A 12,717-nucleotide genomic window follows, 5' to 3' on the forward strand; every position below is an offset into this window, starting at 1 on the left:
GGGGATTCCTGCCGTGCAGGGACTGACTCTGACTGCAACTCACAGTGTACTGACCACCCGGGCCACACGATGGTGGCGATGGCGTACCGGCTGAATTGAGCCCGGCGGTTTAGAGTGCCACTTTGCCGGTGGTAACCAACCGCCCAACCGCTGGACCGGTGTTGTTGCCACAGCGCCGCCGGTCAGCCCAGCAGATCAGAATTCAGGACGATTATCATGACACCCGAGCACTTCGCCTCGCTCGCCGAGGCTGGTTTCAATCGTATCCCTGTGTATCGCGAAGTACTGGCCGACCTGGATACGCCGTTAAGCACCTATCTCAAGCTCGCCAACGCGCCTTACTCCTATTTGCTCGAATCCGTTCAGGGTGGGGAAAAATGGGGCCGCTATTCCATCATCGGCCTGCCCTGCCGGGAAGTGTTACGGGTGGACAACCATCATATTTCCATCAGCCGTGACGGCACAGTGGTCGAAGAAACCCACAGCGAAGACCCCCTGGCCTTTATCGAAGCCTACCAGCAACGCTTCCAGGCACCGGATCTTGAGGAACTGCCCCGCTTTAACGGTGGTCTTGTGGGCTACTTCGGCTATGACACCGTGCGCTACATCGAGAAACGCCTGAAGCAGAGCTGCCCGCCCGATAAAATCGGCACGCCGGACATCCTGCTGATGGTTTCCGATGATCTGGTGGTGTTCGACAACCTCCGGGGCCGATTGCACCTGATCACCCACGTTGACCCCTCCCTTGAGGATGCCTATGGTAACGCCCAACGTACTCTGGACGAGCTCGAAGCCCGCTTGCACCGACAGGTGGCTGATGCCCCGGCGACACCCGCCCATCTGCGCGGCAAGGTAGTGGATGAGAGCGATTTTGTCTCCGGTTTCAACCAGGAAAAGTTCGAGGCCGCCGTGGGCAAGATCAAGGATTACGTGTTGGACGGTGACGTCATGCAAACGGTGATTTCCCAACGCATGTCGATTCCGTTCGAGGCCCCGCCGCTGAATCTCTACCGATCCCTGCGGGTACTGAACCCTTCTCCCTACATGTATTTCCTGGACCTTGGGGATTTCCAGATTGTCGGCTCGTCACCGGAGATCCTCGCCCGGGTGGAAGATGAAGAAGTCACTGTCCGGCCCATCGCCGGCACCCGCAAGCGCGGCGCCACCGACGCCGAAGACAGGGCGCTGGAAAAAGAACTGCTGGCCGACCCCAAGGAAATTGCCGAACACCTGATGTTGATCGACCTGGGTCGCAACGACGCTGGCCGCGTATCAGAAACCGGCACGGTAAAACTGACCGACAGAATGATCGTGGAACGTTACTCCCACGTGATGCATATTGTGTCCAACGTGACCGGTCGTCTGAAAGAAGGCATGTCCTGCATGGATGTGCTGCGGGCGACCTTACCGGCTGGCACCCTCAGTGGTGCACCCAAAATCCGCGCGATGGAAATCATCGACGAGCTGGAGCCGGTCAAACGTGGGGTCTACGGCGGCGCTGTGGGCTACCTGTCGTTCAATGGCAATATGGATACCGCCATCGCCATCCGCACCGCCGTCATCAAGGACCAGACACTCCACATACAAGCCGGTGCCGGCGTCGTGGCGGATTCAGTACCTCGTCTGGAGTGGAAGGAAACCATGAACAAGGGCCGCGCAATTTTTCGCGCGGTGGCCATGACCTACAACGATTTCGACCACTGAGGCGAGGAGACGATTATGCTGATGATGATCGATAACTACGATTCCTTCACCTACAACGTGGTGCAGTATCTGGCGGAACTTGGCGCAGACGTGCAGGTGTACCGCAACGATGAAATCACCATTGAAGAAATCGAAGCCCTGAAGCCCGAACGTCTGGTGATTTCACCGGGACCCTGCACGCCCAACGAAGCGGGCATTTCCATGGCCGCCATCCGGCATTTTGCCGGCAAGTTGCCGATCCTCGGCGTCTGCCTGGGCCATCAGGCGATTGGCCAGGTGTATGGTGGTAATGTCATTCGGGCCGGGCGGGTCATGCATGGCAAGGTGTCGCCGGTCTATCATTCCGACACCGGGGTGTTTCGGGGTCTCAATAACCCGGTGCAAGCAACCCGCTATCACAGCCTGGTCATCGACAAGACTACCCTGCCGGACTGCCTCGAGGTCACCGCCTGGACCCGCAATGACGATGGTTCGGTGGAGGAAATCATGGGCGTGCGGCACAAATCCCTGCCCATCGAAGGCGTACAGTTTCATCCGGAATCGATCATGACCGAGCAGGGGCATGAATTGTTGCGGAACTTTCTGAGAAGCTAATATCTTTAATCCGGAAGACCACAAAGACAAGAGGCCATTCAGATGGACATGAAAGAAGCTCTGAACCGAATTGCTTCCAATCTCGACCTCTCCCGTGAGGAAATGAAGCAGGTCATGGGAATCGTCATGAATGGTGAAGCGACCGATGCCCAGATCGGCGGATTCCTGATGGGGCTGCGCCTGAAAAGCGAAACCATTGACGAGATTACCGGCGCCACGGAAGTCATGCGGGAGCTGGCCAGCAACGTATCGATTAACGCCGAACCCCTGGTGGACATTGTCGGCACCGGAGGCGATGGCGCCAACCTGTTTAACGTCTCATCGGCCGCCTCGTTTGTGGTGGCTGCGGCTGGCGGCTTTGTTGCCAAACACGGCAACCGGGCCGTGTCGTCCAAAAGCGGCAGTGCCGACCTGCTTGAAAAAGCCGGCATCAACATCGCCCTCACACCGGAGCAGGTCGCTCGCTGCGTCGAGCAGATTGGCGTCGGCTTCATGTTTGCTCCCGCCCACCATGGCGCCATGAAAAACGCCATAGCCCCCAGGAAAGAGCTGGGCATCCGCACCCTATTCAATATCCTTGGCCCGATGACCAACCCTGCCGGGGTGAAGCGTCAGCTCATCGGCGTCTTCAGCCGGGAGTTATGCCTGCCAATGGCACAGGTACTGCAACGTTTGGGTAGCGAGCACATTATGGTGGTGCACTCCAGAGACGGGCTGGACGAGATCAGTCTGGCCAGCGCCACCCACGTGGCTGAACTCAAGGACGGCGAAATCCGCGAGTACGACATTACTCCGGAAGAACTCGGGGTCCAGAGCCAGTCCCTGGTAGGCCTGAGCGTTGACACCGTGGAAGGCTCCCTCAAGCTGATCCAGGCCGCTTTTGGCCGGGGCCACGACAATATGGCGGAAAAAGCCCGGGATCTGATCGCACTCAATGCCGGCGCCGCCATCTATCTTGCTGGCCTGGCAGACTCGCTGGCCCACGGTGTGGATATGGCACAGGATGCCATCGGCAGCGGCCTGGCCGCCGGTAAGATGTCGGAGCTGGCGGACTTCTCCCATTGTTTTGACTGATTCCGGCTTTTATCAACGATCTTGGTGACCAATATCTATGACCACTCCCGATAACGACAGAACTCCCACTATCCTGCGCAAAATTGTGACGCGTAAATGGGAAGAAATAGAGGTCCGCAAGCGGTTGGCATCCACGGAAGACCTTCGTGCCCGGGCGGGAGATCAGCCGCCAACCCGGGGCTTTGAAGCTGCGATGCGCCACCGTATGGACCAGCGTAGGCCAGCTGTGATCGCGGAAATCAAGAAGGCCTCCCCCAGCAAAGGGGTCCTGCGCGATCCATTTGATCCTCCTGCGATCGCAGAAAGCTACGCCGAAGGCGGTGCCACCTGTCTTTCGGTACTGACGGACCAGGATTTTTTCCAGGGCCACGAAGACTTCCTGATCAGCGCGCGCAACGCCTGTGAACTACCGGTTATCCGCAAAGACTTTATGGTGGCGCCCTATCAGGTTTATGAAAGCCGCGCCATTGGCGCCGACTGCATACTGCTGATTGCTGCCTGTCTGAACCGCAACCAGTTACAGGAACTTGAAGGCATCGCTTTTGAGCTCGGGATGGATGTGCTGGTGGAGGTGCATGATGACGAGGAACTTGAGGATGCGCTGACACTGAAAACACCCATGGTCGGTATCAACAACCGTAATCTGCATACCTTTGACGTGGCCCTGGCCACCACGTTTGAACTTCACCACCGCATTGCCTCCGACCGGCTCACCATCACGGAGAGCGGTATCCTTACCCGGGATGACGTCAATGCCATGACCGAGCACGGGATCTTCGGATTTCTGGTGGGGGAATCGTTTATGCGGGCGGAAGCACCGGGCTCCAAGCTGCGGGAACTGTTCTTCTGAGCCGTCTTGCACCGGTTACCTGCGTTAACCATTGTTTACGATTGAGTACGCCATAGCCAGGTCAGCCGCATTATACTCCGTGGGCAAGCTCCACTGCTCCCCATGGAACCCCCTGCATCATGAAGCGTGTTGCTCGACTCGTTGTGACGATCGGCGCCATTTTTTTCCCTGTCCTGGCGGGCGCCCAATCGCTCCAGATTCGCACACTTGAAAACCCTCCCCTTGAATTCGTGTTCGACGGTGAAGTCACCGGCGTAGCCGTTGACCTTACCCGTGAAGCTGTTCGGCGCACGAACCTTGAAGCAAACGTTGAAATTCGACCCTGGAAGCGGGCACTGTATGAGGTGGCCGAGGGGCAGGCGGATGCCGTCATCAATACCGGCCGGTCGGAGGAGCGCGAAGCCTGGGGTCTGTTTCCGGACGAAAGCCTGATCGATGAAACCTACGTTTTGTTCTCGTCCAGGCCGATGTCATTACCGAAAGACCTTGCCGGCATCGAACATCTCTCACTGGGGAACCAGCTCGGATATTTCTATGGCGAGCACTTTCACACCAAGGTCACCAACGACCGTTTCCGATCAGTGGAGACCACGCTGACGATTGAACGGAATCTTGAAAAGCTGGCGGCCAAACGGATCGACCTGTTTATCGGTGATATGCTGCCGACCCACTATTACATCAGCCGGAAGGGGTTCGGTGACGATGTCCATATCGTATTGGAGGAAGGCACCAATCAGCCGTTGGTGGTCTCCATATCACCCACCTACGCAGCCTTCTCTCGCAAGACCGTGTCGCCGGAATATGTCGAGCGCTTCAGTCAGGCACTCAAAAAAATGAAAGCAGACGGCACCTACGCCCGGATAGTGAATTCCTACCTCCAGGAATTCTAGCCGTCGCTCTCTCGACCAGTCCGGCCTCAGCGAGTCACCATGTTGCGGGCATGCTTGATCAGCTCCTCTGAATCCTCGATCCGGACCGGTTTGGCAATACCACTCTGGCAGCCGGGCCGATCATAGAGTTCGTCCAGCCAGCGGTTGAGATGCTCAAGGCCTTCTACCGATGCCCCGGACCAGTTATGGGTGCGCACCCAGCACCAGTTGGCAAAATCCGCGATGGTGATTTCGTCCCCGGCCAGATAGGGGGCTTCCGCCAACCGCCTGTCCAATACCTCAAACAAACGCCGGCATTCGTTCTGGTAACGTTCGATGGCCGGTTGGATTTTCTCCGGAAAGTACCGATAGAACACGTTAGCCTGGCCCATCATCGGACCCACCCCACCCATCTGGAACATCAGCCATTGCAAGGCCCGGGAGCGAACTTTCGGGTCCCGGGGGTAGAACTTGCCGTATTTTTCGGCGAGGTACACCATGATCGCACCGGACTCGAACACCACAAAATCGTCGTTGTCCCGGTCCACGATAACCGGAATCCGGCCATTGGGATTCATCGCCAGAAATGCCGGGATTTTCTGTTCCCCACTGGCGAGATCTACCGGAATCAGATTGTACTCAACCCCCATCTCATCGAGCGTAACAGTGACCTTATGGCCATTGGGGGTCGGTGATGTGTAAACATCGATCATGACAGAACGTCCTTCTGATATCTGTGGTGGTCAGGGCCGGGATGACGGAGGTTAAACCCGCGCAGACGGACGGGCCTTGATACGCTCATACCAGGCCTGCAAGTTCGTCTGTTCCGGCTTGATACGAATATTGTTGACCTTATTGAATTCGATGGCGGTAAAGGCATTGATATCCGCAGCGGTGAACTCGTCACCACAAATGTAATCACGATTGGCCAGTTCTTTATCAAGAAAATGGAAGAACTTTTCCACCGTAACCCGGCATTCTTCACCCCATTCCTTGATCGGATTCATCCGGTCCTTGAAGTAACCGGTGGAGTGCTGGAAACACATTCCCGTAGGCATGAAAAAATAGTACTCAATCCACCGCAGCCATTGCTCAATCTGGGCTTTTTGCAGTGGCGAGGTACCCAATAGGGGCCGTTCCGGGTAGCTTTCCTCAAAATATCGGCAGATGGCCATGGTCTCGGCAATACAGGTGCCGTCATCCAGTTCCATCACCGGAACCTTCTTCATCGGGTTGCGGGCCGCGTACTCCGGCGTCAGATTCTCACCTTTCAGCAGGTCGATCTGAACAAATTCCGCTTTGTCGAGCAAACCTTTCTCTTCCATGAACATTCTTACGCGGCGGGGATTGGGTGCGGTTTTGGTTTCGTATATTTTCATTGTCATGACCTCGTGTTCGTTAGGTGCCTAGGCAATAGCCCACACTGAAGACTGCCGCTCCGCAGAGCGGTCGTCAAGTCTGATTGGCCTGGCAGAAAGTTAACTGCGCAGATAACCCACTATCTGGGAAATGACCCAGTCGGGCGCGTCCAGCGGCAAGTCGTGCCCAGCACTCGGATGCACCCGGAGGGACCATTGCCAGCGCCGTTCGAATTCCTGGCTGCAGCGCCAGTCAACGATCCGGTCACCCTGACTTGCCAACACCAGAGCACTTCCAAGCGGGCGCTTTGCCGACAGTTTGAAGCGGGCAGCAGCTGCAATCTGGCGCAGCGCCGTTTGCCAACTGACCGGACGCTGGCGCTGGATGCTGTACCAACGTTTGATGGTAGCGGTAGCCACCGGCTGATTCGATGTCAGAGCCAATATGCCAGCTTCGCGCTCGAACAGCTCTCGCCGCGCCAGCAGCCCCAGCATCCGGGGCAATGCGGTCGGTTTCATGCGATACCAGGGGGGCTGAAACCGGAGCTGGTGTTGATCAGAACCAGATGCTGGATTTCGCCAAGGGCGGCATGTTGCGCCCAGTCAAGCGCCACCATACCGCCCATTGACAGCGCGATAACCCCATAGGGACCGGGAATGTGACTGATCTGGTGACTGACCTGCTGGCGGATCTCGGCAATGGTCCACGGGCTCTGTTCTTTGTAATGAACACCGGTGCCGGGCAGATCAACCGGGTGAAAATGGTGCTCGGGTAACGCATCCCGGAGGGCACTCAACAGCCCACCCCAGTGAGTCTGTTCCCGAGTAAAACCCCGCAACAGAATCCAGTGCATGATCAACCGTGCTCCCGATACCAGTGCATTATCGCGGCCTCTCTTAGCATGGACTCCTGCTCTGCCCGGGGCAACCAGCTTTCGTGGCTGGCCGCTGCACTCATCAAAAAGTCAATGAAGCTCAGGTGGCTGCGCAATACCCGCTGGTGCCGATGAGGAACCTGGGGGTTAAACAGCCCGTCAAGCCGTAATAATTGCCGGGGGCGATTCGGCGCATGGGACGTTTGCGATAGGCATAAGGAAACCATATCCGGTCCTGCCAGCCAAAACCGGATTGGCAATCAAGCGACACGCTGAACGGTCGAGCAGACAGTAGCTGCTGGATTGCCGCCTCCGGGGTAGGATGTTAGCGGGCAAATGCTACAGGTTTGCTACACTTTCACAGTGAAGCCGTTTTCAACGGGAGCCTGACATGGATCACAAAGCGTACCGATTTGCCCTTGCCTCCACCCTGAAAGCCTCCGAGCTGGCGTTTCCCGAAGCCGAATTTGCCGCGCGCTGCCAGCGCGCCCGCCACACGATGGCAGCGGAGGGCCTGGACGCGCTGCTGGTCACCGACCCCTCGGACATCTACTACCTGACCGGCTACAACACCTTTGAGGTGTCCGTGCACACCTGCCTGGTATTTTCGCTCCAGGAGGCCATCCTGCAGGTGCCGTCGATAGAAACCGGCCCTGCTGTTGTGACCGCCGTTGCCGATGACATTCTGGGTTATCGCTGGGAAAGCATTGCGGAGGTGATTGATCCTTTATGCGAGTTGCTGGCGGACTTTCAGGCTATCGGCCTGGACACCTGGAGCCCCACCCTGCGCCACGGTGTCATCAGCCAGTTACAGGACCGGCTGGGAGCACAGTGTTTCAGAGATGGCGGCGCCATACTCGACCGCCTTCGTATTGTGAAAACCGAGGCGGAGCTGGGTTGCCTGCAGGAAAGTGCCCGTATTACCTCTGCCGGAATGCAGGCCGCGCTTCGTGTAATCCGGCCCGGCATCAGTGATAACGAGATTGCAGCCGAAGGCGCCCGGGCGCTTTTAGCCGGGGGCAGCGAGTTTATGAGCCTCCAGCCAATTGTCACCAGTGGCAGGCGCATCAGCGTGATCCATACCAACCACCGCAGGAACCTCATTGCGCCTGGAGATCCGGTGTTTCTGGAATTCGGCTCAGCCTACAAGCGCTACACCGCCCCCATGATGTGCACTGCGGTTGCCGGGCCCGCCACAGCGAGAATGCAGCAAATCCGGGATGTTTGCCTGGCCCTTTACGAAACGCTCAAATCCAACATGCGGCCGGGCAAGAGTTTCCATGACGCAGCTGTTGCCGCTGAAGAAGTGCTCGCGCCCTGGGGCGAGACGGTGTTTTTTTCCGGCGTGTTCGGCTACGCGGTGGGTGCCCAGTTTCCGCCCAGCTGGGTTGAAGGTACCGGTTACATCGCCCGCAATCAGCACGAACCGTTCCAGACCAACATGGTGTTTCACTTGCCCCTGTGCCTGCGGCTGCCGGGACTCTGGGGCATCGGGATCAGCGATACCGTTCAGGTTACCGGGCAAGGTGGCCGGGCGCTGACCGACAATGACTGGCAACTCCAGATCTGTAGTCAGTAACCGCAGCTTCAGACCATTGCCGCGGCTTTGACCCGAGACAAGGTTTGTGGCGGTATTCGCAAATTACCCACGCCTACCCCGGAACGGGGGATATAATTAAAACATAGACGCTTATGTTCAAATGAAGGCGGAGCCATGCCCAGCAACCCAGCCCACTACAACCCGGTGGCATGAAGCTGCCAGGAGATACAACTGGAACAGCAGTGGTGCCTTTCCTGTTCCACTGGATAACCAGCCCTTCAACATGCTTTCGGTGTACCACAACGCCCGGGGCTTCTTTGATGCGGAGACCCGGCACCTCTTCGAGGAACTCGCGATCAACATCAGCTTTGCCCTCACCACTTTCAGACTTGAGCGGCAACGTCAAGCCGTAATGGAAGCGCTACAGAGCAGTGAACAGCGGGATCAGTTGCGCAGCAGCACCCTGGAGAGCGTTGCCCGCGGCCTGCCGCTTCCCGAGGAAGAGCGCCACCTGACTGACCTGATCTACCAAAGCAGCAGCGAAGCGATGGGGGTGACAGATGCGCAAAACCGCATCATAACCGTCAATCCTGCCTTCACGCAGATGACCGGATACACGTTGGAGGAAGCCTACGGCAAAAGTCCCGGCATCCTGAAATCGGGCAAACATGACGACGCCTTTTTCACCGCCATGTGGCAACAGGGGCCGTGGCCAAGGCCGAAAGTCTGCTGAGATGGCACCATCCGCAGCTCGGCCTGATCGGCCCGGCAGACTTCATACCGCTGGCGGAGGAGACCGGACTGATCATTGAAATCGGTGATTGGGTATTTCGCCAGACAGCCAGTTATGCCGCAGGCTTGCAACGGGCAACCCCTTTGCAGCTCTCAATCAGATTGTCCGCCCTGCAGTTCCAGAGCGATTCCCACCAGATTGAGGAATGGCTGGCATTACTGGCGCAGCTTGATCTTGCCGGACAGTCACTCAACATAGAGATTACGGAATGTCTGCTACTGAACGCCGTCACCCATGTTACTGCAAAGCTTCTCAGCTTCCGGGATGCCGGCATCCAGGTCTCCCTTGACGACTTCGGCACAGGCTACTCCGCCTTGTCCTATCTGAAGCGGTACGATATTGATTACCTGAAGATTGACCCGTCTTTTATTCAGAATCTTGAGAGCGATTCCAACGACCTGGTGCTGTCCGAAGCCATCGTCATCATGGCCCACAAGTTGGGCCTCAAAGTCATTGCGGAAGGTGTGGAAACCGAGGCCCAACGCCAACTACTGCTGAGTATCGGCTGCGACTACGGGCAGGGCTATCTGTTTTCCCGGCCGTTGCCCGCCAGCAAATTCGAGCAGTTAATCGCCCGGACTGCCCAGGGCAACGAACTCTGGTAACCTGGCAGGCAGTTAAAGATTTGCCAATGCAACCTCCAGTGTCTCCGCAATGCGGGCGCAAAGCTTCAGATCCACCAGACTGTCTGCACGTGTGCGGCCAAGATTGAGCGTGGCAATCGGTTTGCCCATCTCATGGGCGTGGCGGCAGAAACGGAAGCCGGAATACACCATCAGGGAAGAGCCGATCACGAGCAGGCCATCACTCTTGCGAAGGACTTGCAGAGTTGAATCCACTCGCTGCCTGGGCACATTGTCGCCAAAAAACACCACATCCGGCTTGAGGATACCGCTGCAGCAGGGGCAATTGGCCAGTTCGAACTCAGTGAAATCGACTTCCAGGTCGGCATCACCGTCTGGCGCAGCGGTGGCATGGTACTGATGAAAAGCCGGATTCAGTTCGTGGCAACGTTGGTGGACCTCCTCCCGGTCACATCGGTAACCACAGGCCATGCAGATCACTTCATCCGCGCGGCCATGAAGATCCACAACCGACCGGGTACCGGCACGCTGGTGTAAACGATCCACGTTCTGGGTAACCACCAGACCGCTAACGGCCCGGCGCTCAAACTCCGCAATATGGAAATGCGCCGGATTAGGACGGGCGTTACGAATCACCGGCCAGCCAATCAGGCTACGCCCCCAATAGCGCTGGCGAGTCGCCTCGGATGCCATAAAATCCTGATGCTGGACCGGCTGCTTGCGTTTCCAGGCGCCCTCACCGTCCCGATAATCAGGAATACCCGAATCGGTACTGACGCCTGCACCGGTAAGAACCATCAGCTTCGGGTTTTGCGCGATGAACGCTGCCAGCCGGACGCCAGCTTCGGCGGGGCTGTGGGAAATGACCCGTTGATCCGCTACCGGCAGGGTGACGGATCGAGGGGCTTGCTCATTCTGGGCCATGATTCCAACCTGCTATAAAGCATGCTTCAAACTTCAACTTTAAGGGTTGGATGAAACGATACCAAGGGTAATGCCGATTAAATTGCTGACAGTCAGCGGGTGCCGTAAACCACCATGGTCTTGCCTTTTACTTGCACCAGCCCCTGCTCTTCAAGGGTTTTGAGAACACGGCCGACCATCTCCCTGGAACAACCTACAATACGACCAATCTCCTGGCGGGTAATCTTGATCTGCATGCCGTCCGGGTGGGTCATCGCATCCGGCTCTTTACAGAGGTCCAACAGCGTTCTGGCTACCCGACCCGTTACATCCAGAAAGGCCAGGTCGCCCACTTTACGGGTGGTCTGGCGGAGCCGTGTCGCCATTTGTTCGCCAATGAAATAAAGCACCCGCGGGTCCTGCTGGGCGATCTCGCGGAACTTGGTGTAACTGATCTCGGCAACTTCGCACTCGCTCTTGGCTTTTACCCAGGCGCTGCGGGAATCCAAATTATCGAACAACCCCATCTCGCCGAAGAAATCACCGGCATTGAGATAAGCCATGATCATCTCGCGGCCGTCGTCGTCCTCGATAATGATGGTGACGGACCCTTTAACGATGTAGAAAAGTGAATCGCTTTTGTCGCCGGCATAGATAATGGTGCTTTTGGCGGGGTAGCGCCGGCGATGACACTGCGACAGGAAATAATCGAGATGTTTTGTCTTTTGCTCAACCGGTCTGACGATCGTGGCCATAATGCGAATCGCGCCTCCTTTACTGACGAATACCGATGTTATTTTAATGTCCCGGCTTTCCGTGCGGGTTTCTTGTGATGTTGCCGTTCTTACATTGCGGTATTGGGGGCACTGACTGGCACCCCGGTAGCGCTCCGCATACGACCAACGTCAAACCTTATAGCAAGATGGCCCGGTTTCAGCAACCGGGGTGCGACCCTTCGCAAGTATAGCGCACTTTGTTTTTTTGCACCGGCCCCTCTCCGGGCCTCAATTCAGTGAAGGAAACCGCAATGATATGCTAGCATTGGCGGCTGACTAATTGGAGGAACCCCATGAAAGCATCCATCGACTGGGCCGGAGAGGCCAGCTTCAAGGCCACCAGCGGCAGTGGGCATACGGTGCAGATGGATGGCCCGCCGGATCATGGCGGTCGTGATCTCGGGCCACGGCCCATGGAAATGCTGCTAATGGGGCTTGGTGGCTGCTCGTCTTTTGATGTCATGAGCATTCTTCAGAAAAGCCGGCAGGATGTTACCGACTGTCGTGCCGAGATCGAGGCCGAACGGGCAGACGAAGTACCTGCTGTCTTCACCCGCATCCATCTGCATTTCGTCGTAACCGGACACAAACTCAAGGACAATCTGGTGAAACGGGCCGTCAGCCTGTCGGCTGAGAAATACTGTTCGGCCTCGATCATGCTTGAGAAAGCCGGAGTCGCTATCACCCACAGCCACGAAATTCGCGAAGCCTGACGTCCCAAAACGCTATTCAATGCCTTACCGGGTGTGCATAATACGCACCTTTTCCGCCGGTCTGTTCAATTGGTGATCACCCGT

Annotated in this window: 16 protein-coding genes; 9 read left to right on the forward strand and 7 right to left on the reverse strand. The window is 57.1% G+C overall.

Annotated features, from left to right (window positions below):
• Positions 1-216 precede the first annotated feature (216 nt).
• The 5 genes from trpE to F6Y09_RS03035 all read left to right on the forward strand — a co-directional run bounded on the left by trpE (position 217) and on the right by F6Y09_RS03035 (position 5,112).
• The gene (gene trpE / locus F6Y09_RS03015) at positions 217-1,704 is read left to right on the forward strand and encodes an anthranilate synthase component I (RefSeq protein ID WP_152205421.1); all 1,488 of its coding nucleotides are present in this window, start codon (positions 217-219) and stop codon (positions 1,702-1,704) included.
• A gap of 15 nt (positions 1,705-1,719) precedes the next feature.
• Positions 1,720-2,298 carry an aminodeoxychorismate/anthranilate synthase component II gene (locus tag F6Y09_RS03020; protein WP_152205422.1) on the forward strand — a complete coding sequence of 193 codons (579 nt, stop codon included), beginning with the start codon at positions 1,720-1,722 and terminating at the stop codon, positions 2,296-2,298.
• A 42-nt stretch (positions 2,299-2,340) separates the two neighbouring features.
• The gene (gene trpD, locus F6Y09_RS03025) at positions 2,341-3,372 is read left to right on the forward strand and encodes an anthranilate phosphoribosyltransferase (RefSeq protein WP_152205423.1); all 1,032 of its coding nucleotides are present in this window, start codon (positions 2,341-2,343) and stop codon (positions 3,370-3,372) included.
• A 37-nt stretch (positions 3,373-3,409) separates the two neighbouring features.
• The gene (gene trpC, locus F6Y09_RS03030; protein ID WP_152205424.1) at positions 3,410-4,222 is read left to right on the forward strand and encodes an indole-3-glycerol phosphate synthase TrpC; all 813 of its coding nucleotides are present in this window, start codon (positions 3,410-3,412) and stop codon (positions 4,220-4,222) included.
• Positions 4,223-4,341: 119 nt separating this feature from the next.
• A complete protein-coding gene (locus F6Y09_RS03035; RefSeq protein WP_152205425.1) occupies positions 4,342-5,112 on the forward strand; it encodes a substrate-binding periplasmic protein in 771 nt (256 codons plus the stop codon).
• Positions 5,113-5,138: 26 nt separating this feature from the next.
• On the opposite strand, the gene F6Y09_RS03040 is transcribed toward F6Y09_RS03035, so the two are convergent.
• The 5 genes from F6Y09_RS03040 to F6Y09_RS03055 all read right to left on the reverse strand — a co-directional run bounded on the left by F6Y09_RS03040 (position 5,139) and on the right by F6Y09_RS03055 (position 7,551).
• The gene (locus F6Y09_RS03040; protein ID WP_152205426.1) at positions 5,139-5,804 is read right to left on the reverse strand and encodes a glutathione S-transferase family protein; all 666 of its coding nucleotides are present in this window, start codon (positions 5,802-5,804) and stop codon (positions 5,139-5,141) included.
• Between the two features lie 51 nt (positions 5,805-5,855).
• Positions 5,856-6,470: a glutathione S-transferase family protein gene (locus tag F6Y09_RS03045; protein WP_152205427.1), complete on the reverse strand. Its 615-nt coding sequence runs from the start codon at positions 6,468-6,470 to the stop codon at positions 5,856-5,858.
• A 99-nt stretch (positions 6,471-6,569) separates the two neighbouring features.
• Positions 6,570-6,968, reverse strand: a complete 399-nt coding sequence (locus tag F6Y09_RS20445) for an alpha/beta fold hydrolase (protein WP_246180275.1) — start codon at positions 6,966-6,968, stop codon at positions 6,570-6,572.
• On the reverse strand, positions 6,965-7,303 hold the full coding sequence (locus tag F6Y09_RS20450; RefSeq protein ID WP_246180276.1) for an alpha/beta fold hydrolase: 339 nt from the start codon (positions 7,301-7,303) through the stop codon (positions 6,965-6,967). The genes F6Y09_RS20445 and F6Y09_RS20450 overlap by 4 nt, the downstream gene beginning before the upstream one ends.
• 2 nt (positions 7,304-7,305) lie before the next feature.
• A complete protein-coding gene (locus F6Y09_RS03055) occupies positions 7,306-7,551 on the reverse strand; it encodes a hypothetical protein (RefSeq protein ID WP_246180277.1) in 246 nt (81 codons plus the stop codon).
• A gap of 164 nt (positions 7,552-7,715) precedes the next feature.
• Between F6Y09_RS03055 and F6Y09_RS03060 the strand changes: the two genes are divergently transcribed.
• From F6Y09_RS03060 to F6Y09_RS03070, 3 genes are all read left to right on the forward strand, one after another.
• Positions 7,716-8,903: a M24 family metallopeptidase gene (locus tag F6Y09_RS03060; RefSeq protein ID WP_152205428.1), complete on the forward strand. Its 1,188-nt coding sequence runs from the start codon at positions 7,716-7,718 to the stop codon at positions 8,901-8,903.
• A gap of 244 nt (positions 8,904-9,147) precedes the next feature.
• Positions 9,148-9,597 carry a PAS domain S-box protein gene (locus F6Y09_RS03065; protein ID WP_179959324.1) on the forward strand — a complete coding sequence of 150 codons (450 nt, stop codon included), beginning with the start codon at positions 9,148-9,150 and terminating at the stop codon, positions 9,595-9,597.
• Positions 9,573-10,262: an EAL domain-containing protein gene (locus tag F6Y09_RS03070; RefSeq protein ID WP_246180278.1), complete on the forward strand. Its 690-nt coding sequence runs from the start codon at positions 9,573-9,575 to the stop codon at positions 10,260-10,262. The genes F6Y09_RS03065 and F6Y09_RS03070 overlap by 25 nt, the downstream gene beginning before the upstream one ends.
• Positions 10,263-10,274: 12 nt before the next feature.
• Here F6Y09_RS03070 and F6Y09_RS03075 read toward each other — a convergent pair whose 3' ends face one another.
• Both F6Y09_RS03075 and crp read right to left on the reverse strand, forming a co-directional pair.
• Entirely contained in the window at positions 10,275-11,165 is an 891-nt protein-coding gene (locus F6Y09_RS03075) for an NAD-dependent protein deacetylase (RefSeq protein WP_152205431.1), read from the reverse strand.
• Between the two features lie 92 nt (positions 11,166-11,257).
• A complete protein-coding gene (gene crp, locus F6Y09_RS03080) occupies positions 11,258-11,899 on the reverse strand; it encodes a cAMP-activated global transcriptional regulator CRP (RefSeq protein WP_152205432.1) in 642 nt (213 codons plus the stop codon).
• 314 nt (positions 11,900-12,213) lie between these two features.
• Here crp and F6Y09_RS03085 point away from each other — a divergent pair, with 314 nt between their 5' ends.
• A complete protein-coding gene (locus F6Y09_RS03085; RefSeq protein ID WP_152205433.1) occupies positions 12,214-12,633 on the forward strand; it encodes an OsmC family protein in 420 nt (139 codons plus the stop codon).
• The last annotated feature ends 84 nt before the right edge of the window (positions 12,634-12,717 follow it).

The sequence above is a fragment of the Marinobacter changyiensis genome (assembly GCF_009193265.1).
Classification (GTDB): domain Bacteria; phylum Pseudomonadota; class Gammaproteobacteria; order Pseudomonadales; family Oleiphilaceae; genus Marinobacter; species Marinobacter changyiensis.

Bases quoted from the DNA above. Each gene is read 5' to 3' on its own strand.
- F6Y09_RS20450 (WP_246180276.1), bottom strand. From the start codon at position 7,303: ATGCACTGGATTCTGTTGCGGGGTTTTACTCGGGAACAGACTCACTGG.
- F6Y09_RS03075 (WP_152205431.1), bottom strand. From the start codon at position 11,165: ATGGCCCAGAATGAGCAAGCCCCTCGATCCGTCACCCTGCCGGTAGCG.
- F6Y09_RS03060 (WP_152205428.1), top strand. From the start codon at position 7,716: ATGGATCACAAAGCGTACCGATTTGCCCTTGCCTCCACCCTGAAAGCC.
- F6Y09_RS03055 (WP_246180277.1), bottom strand. From the start codon at position 7,551: ATGGTTTCCTTATGCCTATCGCAAACGTCCCATGCGCCGAATCGCCCC.
- trpE (WP_152205421.1), top strand. From the start codon at position 217: ATGACACCCGAGCACTTCGCCTCGCTCGCCGAGGCTGGTTTCAATCGT.
- F6Y09_RS03040 (WP_152205426.1), bottom strand. From the start codon at position 5,804: ATGATCGATGTTTACACATCACCGACCCCCAATGGCCATAAGGTCACT.
- trpD (WP_152205423.1), top strand. From the start codon at position 2,341: ATGGACATGAAAGAAGCTCTGAACCGAATTGCTTCCAATCTCGACCTC.
- crp (WP_152205432.1), bottom strand. From the start codon at position 11,899: ATGGCCACGATCGTCAGACCGGTTGAGCAAAAGACAAAACATCTCGAT.
- F6Y09_RS03085 (WP_152205433.1), top strand. From the start codon at position 12,214: ATGAAAGCATCCATCGACTGGGCCGGAGAGGCCAGCTTCAAGGCCACC.
- F6Y09_RS03020 (WP_152205422.1), top strand. From the start codon at position 1,720: ATGCTGATGATGATCGATAACTACGATTCCTTCACCTACAACGTGGTG.
- F6Y09_RS03065 (WP_179959324.1), top strand. From the start codon at position 9,148: ATGCTTTCGGTGTACCACAACGCCCGGGGCTTCTTTGATGCGGAGACC.
- F6Y09_RS20445 (WP_246180275.1), bottom strand. From the start codon at position 6,968: ATGAAACCGACCGCATTGCCCCGGATGCTGGGGCTGCTGGCGCGGCGA.
- trpC (WP_152205424.1), top strand. From the start codon at position 3,410: ATGACCACTCCCGATAACGACAGAACTCCCACTATCCTGCGCAAAATT.
- F6Y09_RS03035 (WP_152205425.1), top strand. From the start codon at position 4,342: ATGAAGCGTGTTGCTCGACTCGTTGTGACGATCGGCGCCATTTTTTTC.
- F6Y09_RS03045 (WP_152205427.1), bottom strand. From the start codon at position 6,470: ATGAAAATATACGAAACCAAAACCGCACCCAATCCCCGCCGCGTAAGA.